This is a genomic window from Flavobacterium sp. GCM10022190 (assembly GCF_042656445.1).
In the GTDB taxonomy this organism is placed as follows: Bacteria; Bacteroidota; Bacteroidia; order Flavobacteriales; family Flavobacteriaceae; genus Flavobacterium; species Flavobacterium nitratireducens.
The window spans coordinates 278,530-295,083 of the sequence record NZ_JBHSOQ010000003.1; the positions used below are offsets into that span (position 1 = coordinate 278,530).

At 33.2% G+C, this 16,554-nt stretch carries 10 protein-coding genes; 4 read left to right on the top strand and 6 right to left on the bottom strand.

Translation table 11 applies throughout. The annotated features are described in order from the left end of the window. The first annotated feature begins 3 nt into the window (after nucleotides 1–3). The 3 genes from ACFPTQ_RS11325 (at nucleotide 4) to ACFPTQ_RS11335 (ending at nucleotide 3,091) form a co-directional block, all read left to right on the top strand. A complete protein-coding gene (locus ACFPTQ_RS11325) occupies nucleotides 4–924 on the top strand; it encodes a homoserine kinase (protein WP_379777613.1) in 921 nt (306 codons plus the stop codon). 139 nt (nucleotides 925–1,063) lie between these two features. Further along, the gene (thrC, locus tag ACFPTQ_RS11330; RefSeq protein WP_379777615.1) at nucleotides 1,064–2,353 is read left to right on the top strand and encodes a threonine synthase; all 1,290 of its coding nucleotides are present in this window, start codon (nucleotides 1,064–1,066) and stop codon (nucleotides 2,351–2,353) included. A gap of 372 nt (nucleotides 2,354–2,725) precedes the next feature. Beyond that, complete coding sequence (locus ACFPTQ_RS11335; RefSeq protein ID WP_379777617.1) at nucleotides 2,726–3,091, top strand: hypothetical protein; 366 nt, start codon at nucleotides 2,726–2,728, stop codon at nucleotides 3,089–3,091. 119 nt (nucleotides 3,092–3,210) lie between these two features. Here the strand turns inward: ACFPTQ_RS11335 and ACFPTQ_RS11340 are convergent, their stop codons facing one another. Continuing rightward, nucleotides 3,211–3,354, bottom strand: a complete 144-nt coding sequence (locus ACFPTQ_RS11340) for a hypothetical protein (RefSeq protein WP_379777619.1) — start codon at nucleotides 3,352–3,354, stop codon at nucleotides 3,211–3,213. A 111-nt stretch (nucleotides 3,355–3,465) separates the two neighbouring features. Between ACFPTQ_RS11340 and ACFPTQ_RS11345 the strand changes: the two genes are divergently transcribed. Then, nucleotides 3,466–4,053, top strand: coding sequence for a super-infection exclusion protein B (locus ACFPTQ_RS11345; protein WP_379777621.1), 588 nt, complete (start codon nucleotides 3,466–3,468; stop codon nucleotides 4,051–4,053). Between the two features lie 181 nt (nucleotides 4,054–4,234). Here the strand turns inward: ACFPTQ_RS11345 and ACFPTQ_RS11350 are convergent, their stop codons facing one another. The 5 genes from ACFPTQ_RS11350 to ACFPTQ_RS11370 all read right to left on the bottom strand — a co-directional run bounded on the left by ACFPTQ_RS11350 (nucleotide 4,235) and on the right by ACFPTQ_RS11370 (nucleotide 16,330). Further along, nucleotides 4,235–5,740, bottom strand: coding sequence for a calcineurin-like phosphoesterase C-terminal domain-containing protein (locus tag ACFPTQ_RS11350; RefSeq protein WP_379777623.1), 1,506 nt, complete (start codon nucleotides 5,738–5,740; stop codon nucleotides 4,235–4,237). 2 nt (nucleotides 5,741–5,742) lie between these two features. Continuing rightward, on the bottom strand, nucleotides 5,743–7,548 hold the full coding sequence (locus tag ACFPTQ_RS11355; protein WP_379777625.1) for an alkaline phosphatase: 1,806 nt from the start codon (nucleotides 7,546–7,548) through the stop codon (nucleotides 5,743–5,745). 176 nt (nucleotides 7,549–7,724) lie between these two features. Continuing rightward, on the bottom strand, nucleotides 7,725–9,467 hold the full coding sequence (locus ACFPTQ_RS11360) for a RagB/SusD family nutrient uptake outer membrane protein (protein WP_379777627.1): 1,743 nt from the start codon (nucleotides 9,465–9,467) through the stop codon (nucleotides 7,725–7,727). A 13-nt stretch (nucleotides 9,468–9,480) separates the two neighbouring features. Then, entirely contained in the window at nucleotides 9,481–12,450 is a 2,970-nt protein-coding gene (locus ACFPTQ_RS11365; protein ID WP_379777629.1) for a SusC/RagA family TonB-linked outer membrane protein, read from the bottom strand. A gap of 175 nt (nucleotides 12,451–12,625) precedes the next feature. Further along, nucleotides 12,626–16,330: a two-component regulator propeller domain-containing protein gene (locus ACFPTQ_RS11370; protein WP_379777631.1), complete on the bottom strand. Its 3,705-nt coding sequence runs from the start codon at nucleotides 16,328–16,330 to the stop codon at nucleotides 12,626–12,628. Nucleotides 16,331–16,554 lie beyond the last annotated feature (224 nt).

The window sequence follows — 16,554 nt, forward strand, 5'->3', positions numbered from 1 at the left end:
CATATGAATGAAGTAAAAGTATTTTGCCCTGCAACTATTGCCAACTTGTCCTGCGGATTTGACGTACTAGGATTGTGTTTGGATAATGTAGGTGACGAAATGATTGTTCGCAAATCGGCTGAAAAAGGTGTTCGCATCACTAAAATTGAAGGAGCTAATTTACCTTTGGAAGCAGAGAAAAACGTGGCTGGTGTGGCATTATTAGCGATGCTTGAAGAAGTAGATGCCGAATTTGGATTCGAAATCGAAATTTACAAACACATCAAAGCCGGAAGCGGAATTGGTAGTAGTGCGGCCAGTTCGGCTGGAGCTGTTTTTGGTGCCAATGAATTATTAGGTAATCCATTTACCCGAAAAGAATTGGTAAAGTTTGCCATGCAAGGTGAAAAATTAGCTTCAGGTAATGCCCATGCCGATAATGTGGCTCCTGCCCTTTTGGGTGGATTTACCTTAGTAAGAAGTTCGAATCCTTTGGATATTATCAAAATTGACAGTCCAAACGAATTGTACGCTACCGTAATTCATCCCCAAATTGAATTAAAAACATCAGATGCGCGTTCTGTATTAAAACAAAACGTTTCCTTAAAAAGCGCCATTACGCAATGGGGAAATGTAGGCGGATTAGTCGCTGGATTATACACTCAGGATTACGATTTAATCGGGCGTTCTTTGCACGACGAAATCGTAGAACCTTTGCGTAGCGTATTAATTCCTGGTTTTGATTTAATCAAACAATCAGCTTATGAAAACGGTGCTTTAGGTTCCGGAATTTCAGGTTCAGGACCTTCTATTTTTGCTTTAAGCAGAGGAAAAGACGCAGCCGTAAAAATTGCCAAAGGAATGTGTGCCGTTTACGATGCAATCAATTTGCCTTATGAAATCCACGTGTGTAAAGTCAATGACACGGGAATGAGAGTGATTTAAAGTTAGAAAGTAGAAGTTAGAAGGCAGAAGTTACAAAGCAGAAATTAGAATTTAGAAAATTATTTAAGATTTTAGATTAACTATTTCAGATCTAAAAAATCAAAAATCGTTAGTCTTCAATCAGAAATCAAAAATCATAATGAAGTATTACAGTTTAAACCATAACGCCCCAAAAGTATCTTTTCAGGAAGCCGTAATTCAGGGATTAGCTTCTGATAGAGGTTTGTATTTCCCAGAAAATATTACTCCTCTTCCACAATCTTTTTTTGATAACATCGAAAATTTAAGTCACGAAGAAATTGCTTTCGAAGCTATCCAACAATTTGTAGGCGACGAAATCCCAGCCGAAACTTTAAAACAAATCATAGATGAAACTTTATGCTTTGATTTCCCTGTAGTTCCTGTAGAAAAAGACATCTATTCACTAGAATTATTCCACGGACCTACAATGGCTTTCAAAGACGTGGGAGCGCGTTTTATGTCACGTTGTTTAGGATATTTTAACCGTGAGAGAAAAGACAATACCAATACCGTTTTGGTTGCTACTTCGGGAGATACCGGAGGAGCGGTTGCCAGTGGTTTCCTAGGTGTTCAGGGTGTTGAAGTAGTTATTTTATACCCTTCCGGAAAAGTGAGCGACATTCAGGAAAAACAATTAACGACTCTGGGGCAAAACATCAAAGCCTTAGAAGTAGACGGTGTTTTTGACGACTGTCAGGATATGGTAAAAAAAGCTTTCTTAGACGAAACTTTGGCGCACAAAAACCTAACTTCGGCCAACTCGATTAACATTGCACGTTGGTTACCGCAAATGTTTTATTTCTTTTTTGCTTACAAGGCGTTGAAGTCCCAAAATCGCCCGTTGGTTTTCTCTTGTCCTAGTGGCAACTTCGGAAACATTTGTGCTGGTATTATTGCTAAGAAAATGGGATTAAACATCGACCATTTTGTTGCTGCGACTAACGTAAACGATACCGTACCAAGATTCCTTGTAAACGGAGTGTACGATCCTAAACCTTCTATTGCTACGATTTCCAACGCTATGGACGTAGGAAACCCAAGTAACTTTATTCGTATTCAAGAAATGTATGGCAACGATTTAGAACAGTTCAAAAAAGACTTTTCTTCCTATACTTACACCGACGATGAAACCTTGGCAGCCATGAAAAAAATCTACAACACCGATGGTTACATTGCCGAACCACACGGAGCCGTAGGTTATTTAGGGTTGAAAAAAGAATTGGAAAACTACCCTAACGCAATTGGTGTTTTCTTAGAAACCGCCCACCCTATCAAGTTCCTAGACGTGGTAGAACCAGCCTTAAACGTGACTTTGCCAATCCCAACACAAATTGAAAGCGTACTCAACAAAGAAAAAGTAAGCACAAAAATTAAAACCTACGACGAATTGAAAGCCTTTTTAGGATAAACATTCGCCACAATACTTTTAAAAACGACTAGGATTTATTTCTGGTCGTTTTTTTTTTTTGGGCGTGCCCTCGTTGGACCACTATTGTGCAAAAAAGACACTCAGTGCAGCAACGAGGTCAGGCTGTCCGTTCCCGCTTCCCAATGAAAAATCGGGAGAGCTCCACTTCCATCCTTCACGCGGACGGTGCTTCTTTTAAAATTTGTCATTGAGATTGATATTGATATTACCCTTTTATTCGTTTGTAAGAAAAAAATAATATATTTAAAAAAAAATATTGTGTGCCAGTCATCACATATATCCATCCAAAATTAGGTGGTTTTGTCAAACATATAAACTATTCATAAGCAATTTCTAATCTCGCTTTTTTAAATGAAATACAGCTTTATAATGCCAATATTAATATTTTTTGTGTCGTGCAAAAATACTGAACCGAAAATTGAACCAAAAAAAATAATAGGAAGTTGGAAAATGCAAGATGTTGTTGATCAAACTGGGCAAAACGCAACAGAAAAAACGACATTTTATAAAGATAGTGTGGTATTTGAAATGTTTGCTAATAAAAAGTTAATCGAAAGATTATGCCGAAAATATGAATTTGATACTATTTCAAATGTCGTTCATTATAATTTCGGAACACAAACGGTAGATTTACAAATCCTAAAGCTAACGGAATTAGAAATGGAAGTTCTATTATATACAAATAAGAAACGAATAAGATTTATTAGAACCGAGTAAAAGAACTGCTTATAAGAGCCGTAGCTGTTCAACAACCTCTACTAAAAACATAAAATCAGACCTCTTTTAAAGCGATTTAAAGGAGGTTTATTATTTAGTCATACTCCAAAAATCTAAAATTAGAATGGGTTACAATCGAGTTTTTTAAAATGTAAAACATTTACAAAAGCATCGATAAACCGAACCAGATTATCTACTGTAATTTTATCTTCTAAACTACTAAACTGTAATTGATGGCGAGAAATTCCTTGGATATATTGCATACTTAAATACGATTTTTCTCTCCATTAAAAAAATAAAAAAACTATATTTGTTGCTAGACTGTGAGAATTTTTCACAGTCTGACGTTACCAGCAATATTAAGACACACTACTATGAACTTCAAGTTTTCAGATTTACTAGATTTCGCAAAAATTCCTATTAAGATATTTATTCTTTGTGCGATAGTTTCGGGAATTTTATTGTTTATTACAAGTACATACTTGTCCCAATTAAACCTAACAGAATTCAAGAAGGATTTTGGTAAATATTTCGGTATAATATTCATTGTTAGTACTTCATTTATATTACTTTCCATTTTATATTATTTTGTTGATAAAATTAGACAATTGATTTACAAAAAAGAGTTTATTAAAGAAATAACGGAAGATATTAAGAATCTTGATCCACATGAAAAGTCTGTATTAAGAGAATTTATAATAATGAGAAGAAAAGCTATAGCTATGCCAATTGATAATCCAATAGTCTCGGCATTACTTGGAAAAGGAATTTTAGTTAGTGTTTCAGATATTGGGAGAGGACTTTACTTTTCATTTTCAATTTCTAAAGTAGTAAATAAGCATTTAAAAGATGAGGATTTAGGTTTTAATTCTAATAACAGCTCTAACGAAGAACTGAAGCAGTTTCTTTTAAATAATAGACCATCATTTGCAAGTGATTATTTATATTCTCATTTTAATTAAATACGGCTGCTAATAGCCGTAGCTGTTGCACAACATAACATCCCCATAAAAACTAATTTCGAAAAAACACAAAAAAACCTCATTTAAATCACTTTAAACGAGGTTCTTATATAATTTGAAGTTAAAAATGTGTTAGAATGGGTTTCGAAGCATCGCATTCTTAACGGCCAAAAATATCCTACTACTCATCAATCCACAAAACGGCATTTCCAGTAACCTCAACGTTTAAAGGACTACTTTTAGCTTTCACTTTCACTCGATGCGCTCCTACTGATAAGTTAGATGGTAATTCAATTCGCCATAAATGCGTACTTAAGGTTTCTGGTTTGGGAAAGTTGGCCATCGATTCAGCAGCAAATCTCCCTTTAGATTGTAGATAGTACAGTTTGGAAACAGTAGGGTCAATTCCGTTGTATTTTTTCATTTGAACCCATGGACCATCATCGATACTTATTGATACTGCTGTCGACTCATCTGCCGCAAAAACATTGGCATAAATAAACCCATCATTCAAATCATTCAACAAAGTATCCCATTCTTTTTTATTAGGTACTGTAATATTGATTTGTTTTTCGGGAGCGGCGGCTGAAACCTTATATGTAAAATCATATTGTTGTTGGTCAATGCTAACCGTCCAATAGCCCTTAGGTGTACCGTCATACATCAAAGCAAAAGGAATTTGATCCATATCATGTGGCCCTTGCCACCAAGAGCCACAAACTGCCCCTGCCACTAATTCGTGAATTGCTTTTTGGTTTGTTCTTTCAAAATATCGATGGTATTGGGTATGCGTATGACCTGCTGCCAAAAAAACATTTTCAAACGGTTTTAAACGGCTTATCAGATCTTCTTTGTCTTTCATATCTTCCAGCGGAATATGCATAAAGATTTGGATAGAATGAAACGTTTCTTTTTCCATTTCAATTAATTGAGTTAAGAAATCCAATTGCGTTTTATCTAATCTTCCTTCATAATTGTTATTTCCTATTGGATAAATAGTATTAAGAACAACATTTAGTTGATTGCCGTATTCGAAAGCATAATAAGAAGGTCCAAAAATACTTTTAAAACTTTTGTCCCTTTCGTTAAAAGTAGTATTCCAATTCAAATCGTGATTCCCAATAGTATACAAAACGGGAGCACCAATAAGTCCTAATACTTCCGATAAAGGTTTAAAAATAAATGCATTATCGAAAGACAAATCACCCAGTGGAACAATAAAATCGATGTCTTTATCCATCAATTCCTCGGTTACTAATTTAGCTACATGATGCACATCATCAATAACATCTACCTGGGTATCTCCTAACAAAACCATTTTAATAGGTTTCTTTTCGTTATGAAAAACCAAGGGGAAATCATAATTTTCTATCTGTTCCATTTGGTCATACGGAACATAAAACGGTAGCTTTTTTGAGGCATTCAATTGAAATTGAAATCCACTGGGTTTAATTACAAAAACAGTTTCTCCTGTTATTTTTTCAATCTCATAATACCCCAAGGCATCTGTTTTAACAATAGCTTTTCCGTTTGAAACCAAAACATTAGCAATGCCTTTTTCATTTTTATCGCGTATCTTATTTTGATTTGCATCCAAAAATACCCTACCCGACAATTTAGCAGCGTCTTGGCTATAGCCCAAAATAGAGCAAAGAAATACTACCCAAACTATGATTCTACTATTCATGCTTATTTATTGTATTGTAACACTTCGAGAATTTTATGAAACAATTCATTATTTTCATACACTCCTGTGAATTTATTGGATTGTGGACCATAGGCAAAAAGAGGTACCATTGTTCCTGTATGATCGTGAGTAATAAAATCGCCTTCAATCTCGTGTTTTTTAACATCTCCCTGTGGAATCGCAAATCCAGAAGTTTCATGGTCAGCGGTTATTAAAACCAAAGTTCCATCGTTTTTATCGGCAAAAAGTAAGGCTTCGGTAATTGCTTTGTCAAAATCCAAGGTTTCAGCAACAATTCCGGCTACATTATTGGCATGACCAAAACTATCAATTTGAGCTCCTTCCACCATTAAGAAAAAAGGCTTCTTTTTTTGATTCAAATAGTCCAAACTATTTTTAGTAGCTTCGGCTAATACATTTCCTCTACCATCTAAAACAGAAGACACTCCTTTTTCGCCAATAAAAACACCTATTGGATTTGTTTTTGCCATAGCAATGGCTGCTACCGAAGGAAGGATTGAAAATGTTGACGTAATCTTTTTATCTTTAAAATAGGTTGCCCCTCCTCCTACAAACAAATCGAGTTTCGAGTTTACTAAATCAGTAGCAATTCCCTCTGCATCTGATCGATCCAATCGGTGTGCAAAAAAAGCAGCTGGTGTTGCCCCAACAATTTCGTCAGTGGTAATACATCCCGTTGAAAACCCTTTATGATGCAAAAATTCAAGAATGTTTTCTTTTGGTTTTCCTAAAGTATCCACTCCTATAGCTCTATTATTGGTTTTTATTCCAGTAGCCAAAGCCGTTCCTGCAGCCGCTGAATCGGTAGTAAAATCATCTGCCGATTGGGTTTTTAAAAGTCCCAAACTTTTTAATTGGGTCAACGACAAAACACCATTATTTGCTAAAACTGCCGAAGAAATTTGGGTTAAACCATTTCCATCTCCGATAAGTAAAATAATGTTTTTTACTGTTGATGGTTGTTGGTCTGTTTTAAAACTAGGAGTATAGACTTTAGAAAAATTAGAGGCTGTGACATATCGTTTCGCTAAGGACGCTACATATTGCACACAATCATAAGGCGAATCCGTATTAACAATATCTACACCTAAATCAATTAGTGCTTTCCATGCACTGTTAGAATCTGGTGATGCCCAAAAACGAATGGGTTTTTGAAAAGCCTTTGCTTGTGCGATAGCCGCTGTAACCTGTTTATAATCTTCATGTGTTAATCGTCCTTTGCCATTCCAACTAGAATAGTTCTTAAAATTCAGACTTACCATGGCCACTTTTTTCAAATTTTCTGCAGCAATATCCTTATCTATTTCTTGATAGTCAAAATAAATAAAATCAGGATAGCTTGAATAAGTTGTAGCAGGAGGTCTATTTCCCGAAATAATAATTTTTACCGATGCATTCGAAATAATAGCTGGGTGTTTCTTTAAACTTTTAACCAAATGGTTCAATGTGGTTACCGCTTCTGTCTTACTATCAATCAAGAAAAATAGTGTTTGTTCTTTTTTGAATCCCATCTTTAAAGCATTTTCCAAAGGCTTTAAGTATAACGATTCTAAGGTTCTTGATGTTTGAATTTCTTTGTCGGTATGCGCCACATATAAATGATTGTCTTTTAAGAAAATATCCGCTTCAATTGAAGAAGCTCCGTTAGCAAATGCATCCCAAAAAGGAACCTGTTGATTGTAGTCATTATGCGAATGTATTTTTATGCTGTTTTGAGCATAAAGTTTGTTGTTAATCCCTAAAAGAGATACGATTAGTATTAAAACTAATTTTATGTATTGTTTCATTAAAAATAGAATTACTATTTATTTGTATTACTACTCATTAATTTGTGTTGTACTTATTATTAGGCGTTTTTTTTTCTTAAAAAAAGGAAAAAGTAAAGGCTGGTGATAATATTTACTTACGCAAAAACTAGCCAGCCTTTAACCAAAAAATAAACAAAACAATTCAAATTAATTTTCTAATACCCCTTATTTTGAATTAAATAACCTGGAGTATTTGAGGCACCATCAATGGCCACCTGAGGGATTGGGAACAATCTATGATTAACATCCGTGTCTGATTTTTCAGTCCAAGCATCTTCATAATGTCCAAAACGAATTTGATTCGTTCTTCTTAAACCTTCCCAATAAAATTCAAAGCCTAATTCTCTGTATAGAATATCTAAACTAATAGCAGGTAAAGCAGCAGGAATTGGAGCACGAGCCGTTCTTGAAGTTCTTACTTTGTTCATATCAGCCAAAGCACCTGCATTATCACCATTTCGCAATTTGGCTTCGGCACGCATCAAATAAATTTCTGCAAAACGCATTAAAACAATATCTACACTACTAAAATAATTACCATCTGGAGAAGTATGACTAAACTGATATTTAGAAACTCTATAGCCTGCATGGTGCAATCTTCCTTCGTTACTAAAATCTACTTTTAAAGTCAAATCAACATAACCTACGTTTTTGTCTGGTCCATTTCCTTTAATTTGCTTTACAGGATAAATTCTGTACCCATTATCACATTTAAAGAAAGCTCCATTAGCATCTTTTCTGGCAGCCCATTGAACACCTCTTAAAATACCTCTGTCAATTTCAAAATCCTCTCCTTTTACACAGTAATAATGATTTTGATCATTTAATGGCGATAAACCTGTCAAATCTTTTAAATGATTTGGCACCTTTGCATTATTTTGATAAAATCTAGAATCAGCATCGGCTGGGTCTACACTGCCATAAGCATCAACCCATGTTTGATAAAAATCAGAGGTAATAGCAGGACCATCAGTTCCATCAGCATTGATTTTTTCTGGTCTAGGAAACATCGAACCTGGAATAGACCAATAGGCCCAACGGTTATTTTCATCCTTAAGAACACCTCTTTGATCTAGTGCAAAAATTAATTCTTTATTCGAATTATTATTATCATTAAACAATTCAAAGTACTCAGGTGATAAAGTAAATTTGCCAGAATTAATGATGTTATCAGTATATTTAATAACCTTATTCATGTCTTCTGTAGTGAATTTAGGAGTTCCATAAGGATCTCTGTAAACAGCAGCATTCAAATGTAATCTTGCTAAAAATCCCCAAACTGCAGCCTGCGTCATTCTGCCTGGACCTTTATCTTTATTGATAACATCAACTACCGATAATAATTCACTTTCTATGTAATTAATAGCATCTTGACCTCTTAGAACTTCTGAAAAAGCTGCCGATGATTCTTTTTTAAATACTAATCCCCAGCTATCTAACGTAAGCATATTCAAATAAGCTCTTAAGGCTTTCATTTCATAAAGTGCCCCTTCAGCCTCTTTGTTTCCTCCTTGAGCTAAAGGAGTTAAAACTTCAATAGCAGATAAAGTTCTAGAGATATTTTTAGTTAATTCTTTCCAAGAAGAGGTAACTAAATCATTCGTTGGGGTTATTGTATGAGAATGCACTGCTAAAAATTTTCCTCCATCATACCAATCCGTTCCTCCACGATAAGGCAATATTGCTTCGTCACTAGCTATTAATTGCAATCCATAATAATTAGTGTGTAACCAAGTCGCGGAAATTTGTCCATAAGCCGGAGCAACTGCTCCACTAATTGCTTCTGCCTGTCCACTTCCATTTAAAGATTCATCTAAAACTTCTTCATTTAAACTGGTACAGCTCCAGTTAAATAATAAACTCAATGAAAGAGTTGCTACTATTATTTTATTTTTCATTTTGATTTTTTTTTTAAAATGCTACGTTTAATCCAAACAAAACAGTTCTGTTTTTTGGGTAACTGAAATAATCAATACCAAAAGTTTGGATACCTCCTATTGAACTTCCTGTGTTAATTTCTGGATCAAATCCGCTGTATTTTGTCAATACAAATAAATTTTGTCCTGTTAATGATAGACGTATGTTGTTTAAAACATTATCCAATCCAATTAATTTTGGATTCAAATTAAATCCTAAAGTGGCATTGTTTAATCTTAAATAACTTCCATCTTCTAAATATCTTGTTGAAACAGTATTAGAGTTTGTAGCCGCTTCGTTTGAAAATTCAGAAGCTCTATTTGTTGTATTAAATGAGTTTGCTAAACTTCCTTTGTTAAAAGAAGACATCGCAACGTGATTATATATTTTATTACCACCTACTCCATTGAAATTAAATCCTAAATCAAAGTTTTTGTATTTAAAATTCAAATAAAAAGCGTAGATATAATCTGGAATAGCACTTCCTACTACAATTCGGTCGTTATCTAAAATTTCACCATCATTGTTTGTATCTCTAAACTCATTTAAACCATCATTTCCTATTCCTGTAAAATCCAGAAAATAAAATGTTCCTATAGATTGTCCATTAAGCACTCCGTTGATTGTCGCACCAGATTGTCCAGCTCCTTGTGCTCCTCCTGTCGTTAAAATTTTATAAGGAGAGTTTACAACTTTGTTCTTTGTTATTGAAATATTACCTCCAATGTTATATGAGAAATCAGCTGTTTTGTCACTACTGTAATCTAAAGCTAACTCAATACCGTTATTTTTAATTTCCATGTTTGGAATATTAGTCCAATATTTATCTGTAGGTTGAATTGGATCTACTGGAGCAACTTCTAATAAAATATTATCTGAAATCTTATTAAAATAATCGATAGTACCTGTTATACGATTGTTGAATAAGGCAAAATCTAAACCAAAGTTCGTTTGAGTTGAAACCTCCCATTGAATATTAGGATTGGCTAAACGAGTATAGATTGAACCATATGGATATCCACTCAAATCTGTAGCCGAAGGATCTAAAGGATATGTATCATTTCCACCATTACTTTCAGTATAACTCGCTTTAGTAATTTTAGAAGGAATTTCTTGGCTACCCGTTTTTCCCCAACTGGCTCTTAATTTTAAGTTATTGATAACATCCGAATTTTGTAAAAAACTTTCTTTACTTATATTCCAACCTGCAGCAACCGATGGGAAATAACCATATTTGTTGTTAGTACCAAATTTAGAAGAACCATCGGCTCTCATTGTAGCAGTAAACAAATATTTATTATCGAAAGCATAATTCAATCTACCAAAGTATGACTGTAACTCATTTTTAGTTGCATACGCTGATTGAGTCGTGCGTTCACTTGCTGTTTCAATTTGGTATCTAGGTTCTACCCCATTATTAGGAAATCCTGACAGATTGAAACTTTTTTGACCTACATATGTTTTTTGGAAAGTATGCCCAACTAAAAAGGTAAAATTATGAGCCTCTTTATTTACATTATAAGTCAAAGTATTTTCGAATAATGAGTTGCTATTTGTAGTATAAGTAGAATTCAAAGACCCCAAAGAAGTGTTTGTTTCAGTAGAGTAAGGTATCGTTTGAATATCTCTTTCAGTTATCGAATAATCGACACCTAAATTTAATTTATAAGTTAAACCTTTGATAAATTCATATGAAGGAGAGATGTTAGCTAAAATACGGTTATTATTAGTAAAATCTCCATATAACTTCTCAGCAATCAATGGATTAAATACATCATTACTCAAATTAGTTTTAAGAACTCCGTTTGCATAAGGTGAGTAAGTAGGATTCATTGTCAGCATATTACCCACAATTGATCTAGCATCTGGACGAGTATTATCTAATTTGGTCGCCGTCATATTAAAACTAACATTAAACTTATCATCAAGTGCTTTTTGGTTTAAATTCAAACGACCTGAATAACGTTTTAAGTTACTGTTTCTCAATATACCTTGCTGATCATCATAACCTACAGAAGCCGCATAGCTTGAATTTTCAGTGCCACCACTCATAGAAAAATTAACATTATTAGAAATTCCTGTTTGGCTTAATTCATCTTGCCAATCCGTACTTGAACCCCCATCATCCAAGTTTCCTCCAGCTGCAACCACTTGCTTTCTAAATTCATCTGCACCAAAAACTGCTACTTTATTAGCAATAGTAGAAAATGCAGTAGACATCGATACATTGATTTGAGTATTACCTTTTTTTCCTTTTTTGGTAGTAATCACAATTACACCATTTGCAGCACGAGAACCATAAATAGCAGTTGCAGATGCGTCTTTCAATACTTCAATACTCTCAATATCCTGAGGATTAATAAAGTTCAAAGGGTTTGTTGCCACACCGTTTCCTGAATTATCTAAGGCAAAACCATCTACAACATATAACGGTGTTGTTCCCGAACGCAAGCTTCCTACACCACGGATGATAATATCTTGCGAAGCTCCCGGCTCACCACTTGCAGCAGATACATTTACACCAGCCACTTTACCTTGCAACAATTGTCCTGCATTAGCAACTACTCCTTTATTAAAATTTTCGCTTTTTACAGAAGCAATAGAACCTGTAACATCAGAACGTTTCTGAGAACCGTATCCAATAACTACTACTTCATTCAAAGAACTTGTTTCCTCACTTAAAGCAACTACCAAATCTTGATTACCAGAAAAAGCAATTTCTTTTGTTTGATATCCAATAAAAGAAAAAACTAATACTCCGCTTTTTTCTTTTAATTGGATTTTGAATTTTCCATCAAAATCTGTTGATGTTCCAACAGATGACTGTCCTTTTAAATAAACAGAGACACCAGGAATTGGAGCCTTGTCTGGGTTAGAAACCACATTTCCTGTTACTGTTGCCTGAGAATAGGAAAAGGACACAAAGCCTAAAGCAAGTAGTAACAATAGATAAAATTTTTTCATTTAATTAGTATTTTAGTTTCGCCAAAAGTATTTTATGATTGAGGTTAAAAGGATAATTATTGTTTCTAGAAAGTGGACAAATCGTTCAAATTAGACCAAAAAAAGGGTTAAAAAAGGGGAATTTTGCACACTAACATTAAGCTAACACTAAGCAAATACAGGGGTAATAGCCTTTTTAAACTGTTTGGGCTTTAAATTCTTTAGGACTTTTTCCAAAATACTTCTTAAAGGAGCGTCCAAAGTATTTAGGATCATTATATCCACACTCAAAACTGACCTCTGAAACATTTAAATTTCGAGTTTTTAATAAAATTTCGGCTTTTTGAAGTCGGAGAGACATCAAAACATCTGATGGAGATTGTCGAAGTGTTTCTTTAAATAATCGATAGCATTTTACCCTTGAAATCCCTAACCTATCGGCTAGAATTTCCACATTAAAATTAGGTTCAGAAAGCTCTTCTTTGATAATTTCTAAGGCTTTTTTTAGCAATTTATCATTAGGTGTTGTAATTGAATCTTCATCAGTTATAATTTCGAAAATCTTCTTTTGAATTTTATTTTCTCGAACTTCAAATTGATTTTTTTCAACCAAGGATTTCAATTTTTTATGCACAAAGGATGAACTAGCGGGCAATTGAATTATTGTATCTATACCATATTCTAACAACTGCTCATTCAATTCATAATTTATGTTTTCAGAAATATAGAGCATCGGTATATTGAAATGATTTGTTTCTCTATTGGTATTTAAAAAATGAATCAACTCTTTAGTTATTGTGGTTTCGTACAATACGATAACCGAAATCTTAAGTTGTTTCAAAATAGCATTTAAATTACTTTCTAAATTTTCAAAAATGAAACGATAATCCCCATGCTCCACTACTTGTGATGCGACTGAAAAATTAGATTGGTCTGAAAAAACTAAAATAGAAGTTTCATCCAAAGCGTCATTTTGATTGGGTTCAAAATGTTTCCAAGATATAGTTTCTGTTATTTGCATTTCAGATTGAACCAATTCTAGTGGAATTTGTAGTAGTGTTTCAAACTTTTCTTCAGATTGATTACAAAATTTTGCTTTCAAATCTTGAAGCAAAACTTGTACAGCTTTGAAATAAGGACTGTAATGGAAAATGGTATTCCAGTTGCTCATTAAAATTTCACTATTTGAAACTACTTTTATGTTCAAAAAGCAATCCTCATAACTCATTTTGATATCCAAACTACTTGCCTCATCCGAATATTTACTGATATCATTAAAATAATATTGCAACAATAATTTTAATCGGAGTAAATCAATTTCTACGTAAGTAGGAGTATTAGCAATTTCACAACTAAAATTAACATGATTGAGTTGCAATTCATTTTGTAATTTACTAACACTATTTTTTAATACAGGAAATAAATCAACTACCGATTTTTTAACCTCACCAATATCTTTAACATGATTTAAATAATTCCAACTCGAAATCAAATTAATCAATTGATTGGAATGACTTATAACATCTTGGTATTCGGGACTATTTTTTTTAAAAGTAGCGATGCTTTTAATTATCTTAGAAATAGGTTCTTGGAACTCCGAAAGCATAAAGGTTTTAAATTTTTCTATTTCAAAATTTTCACTTTTTAAATTATTATGAAGTAGTAGGAGTTTTTCTTTTTGGGCGAGAATTTTTTTATTCTTTTTATCTAATTTTTCGTTTATACGCTCTAAATCTTTTTTCTGATTTTCAATAACCTTCGTTCGTTCTTGTATTTGTGCTTCTAGATATTTTTGCAGGGCTACCGATTTCTTATTTTTAAAGTAAATAAAAACAGAACATCCTACTAATATTAGAATAATCATTATGATATAAAACAGAATCGTTTCATAAAAAGCCTTCGTTATATGAACCGAAAAATACGATGGGTGAATCATCCCCTTCTCTCCTTCTTTTACCAAAAAACGATAACTTCCTGAACCCAAACGATTGTATTTGATAGGATGATTTTTATCGAATGCTATCCAGTTTTCATCTTCTCCTTCCAGTTTATAATACAATTTAAGTGTACTTTTTGCTGGAAACTGTATTGGAATCAAGTTTATTTCTAATTCATTTTCAGAAAAACTTTTTTCTATATTTTGGTTGTAATTTTCATTACCATCCACTATCAATTTTATTTTAGTACTAACCTTATTTTCCTGAATGGTATTAGGATTGAAATAATTCAAACCATTAACACCCCCAAAAAATAGTATTCCTTTTTTATCCTGAAAATAGGCTCCCTCCGAAAACTCAGCACCTTGCCAACCTTCATTAGGGTCAAAATTAGAAATACGAAAATTGTATTTGTTGATAGCTGCAATTCCTTTGGTAGTACTTACCCAAAAACGATCATTTTGAAGTAGCAAACCATAAACCATATGACTAGGCAAACCATCCGATTCAGTGATGTTTTTTACGATTTTATTTTTTTGAATATCATAAATACTTACGCCACCTAATGAAGTAATCCATAAATAATTCGTTTTTTCATCTTTGTGAAAGGAGAAAATACTATTACCCAAAATTCCATTAGCAGTAGTTATTCTATTTATTTTTCCAGTAGCTAAATCCATGAGTAACACTCCCTGTTTTTCGGTACCTACAACCAATTGATTTTTGTATGTTTCAACTTTTCGAACATGGATATTATTAAACTTACTCTGATTTATAAAAGGCTCAAAAGTATTTTTCTTCAAATTAAATTTGGCAACACCTCCCCAACAAGCAATCCACAATTGTTGGTTGGCATCTTCAAATAGGGAATAATTTCGAGCGGCTGGAAAAAAATTAGAAATCTCTGGTTTGTACAAAACATATTGCCCGTTCTTAATACGAATTAATCCAGCATAAGTCCCTACCCAAACCGAACCATCCGAAGAGGTAAATAGACTCCTCACTCGATTCCAATCGGGATTACTTTTACTTTCAGAAATTGGATATTTTTTAAATACATTGTTCACACTACAATAAACCCCTTGATTATAATAACCTAACCACATTGTATTAGTTCTTTCAAGAGTAATGGCTCTTATCGTTTCATTAGGAAGATTAGGTTGTTGCTTAGGATGTGGAATAATACTTTTTATTTGTTCCGAACCTTCATAAGCCATACTCAAACCTCCATCTTTGTGACCCAACCAAATATTTCCAAAATCATCTTCATGAATTTTTTCTATCTCATTACTGGAAAAGCTGTATGGTGTGTACAAATCATAGGTGTACTGTTCGATAAAATTGTTGCTAAAATTAGAAGCCGAATTAGGAATACGGTATAATCCATTTCGTCTTGTTGCATACCAAATAGAACCTTCAGAATCTTTGTAAACATCGTTTATTATTACGTCAGGATGTTTGGCCAGCAATACACTTTTCAAACTCTCATTTGTATTGGCTGTGCTTGTTATTTTTTTTGAGGAACAAAATTTACCTTCTTTAAAAACAAAATAGTTTTTTTTAATTCGAACAACAACTTGTCCTTTTTCCGATAAGAATAAATCAGAAGGTGTTGTTTTAAAAAAGAAATTTTTAAAATGCTTATTGCCTTGATACACACTAACTGCTCTATCAGTTAAAGCCCAAATACGGTTATGGGTATCTTTGAGAAGTTTAGATACCATATTCCCTTTCAAAGAATTAGCCTTATTTACTTCTTCCTTAAAAACGGTAAAACTTTGTCCGTCATAAAAATTTAAACCATCCCAAGTGGCAATCCATAATCCACCTGTTTTATCACTAACAATATCCGTAACCGAATTATTAGATAAACCATCAGCTGTTGTTAAGGTCTTGAACTTTATATTTTGACTGGAAACAATAAAGGAGATAAAAAAAACGAGAACGTAAAAAATTCTATACATGTAAACAAAAATTGATAGCAAAATTAGTGGTGAAACATTAAGCCATCGTCAATCCCATATTAGCTTTGTATTAACAAGAGTTTATAAAGAGGATTAATCATATATTGGAAAAAGACGAATTAGAATTCCTGGTTTTCATTTTAAAAAATAATATAGAAGAAATTCAGCTTAACTATTCATTTCCATTTCTTTTAAAGAAACAAACGCTCTATATTTACATAAAA

What these genes read in the sequence shown, in the direction of transcription:
- ACFPTQ_RS11355 (WP_379777625.1), bottom strand. Translation starts at nt 7,548, where the DNA reads ATGAAACAATACATAAAATTAGTTTTAATACTAATCGTATCTCTTTTA.
- thrC (WP_379777615.1), top strand. Translation starts at nt 1,064, where the DNA reads ATGAAGTATTACAGTTTAAACCATAACGCCCCAAAAGTATCTTTTCAG.
- ACFPTQ_RS11350 (WP_379777623.1), bottom strand. Translation starts at nt 5,740, where the DNA reads ATGAATAGTAGAATCATAGTTTGGGTAGTATTTCTTTGCTCTATTTTG.
- ACFPTQ_RS11340 (WP_379777619.1), bottom strand. Translation starts at nt 3,354, where the DNA reads ATGCAATATATCCAAGGAATTTCTCGCCATCAATTACAGTTTAGTAGT.
- ACFPTQ_RS11370 (WP_379777631.1), bottom strand. Translation starts at nt 16,330, where the DNA reads ATGTATAGAATTTTTTACGTTCTCGTTTTTTTTATCTCCTTTATTGTT.
- ACFPTQ_RS11365 (WP_379777629.1), bottom strand. Translation starts at nt 12,450, where the DNA reads ATGAAAAAATTTTATCTATTGTTACTACTTGCTTTAGGCTTTGTGTCC.
- ACFPTQ_RS11325 (WP_379777613.1), top strand. Translation starts at nt 4, where the DNA reads ATGAATGAAGTAAAAGTATTTTGCCCTGCAACTATTGCCAACTTGTCC.
- ACFPTQ_RS11360 (WP_379777627.1), bottom strand. Translation starts at nt 9,467, where the DNA reads ATGAAAAATAAAATAATAGTAGCAACTCTTTCATTGAGTTTATTATTT.
- ACFPTQ_RS11335 (WP_379777617.1), top strand. Translation starts at nt 2,726, where the DNA reads ATGAAATACAGCTTTATAATGCCAATATTAATATTTTTTGTGTCGTGC.
- ACFPTQ_RS11345 (WP_379777621.1), top strand. Translation starts at nt 3,466, where the DNA reads ATGAACTTCAAGTTTTCAGATTTACTAGATTTCGCAAAAATTCCTATT.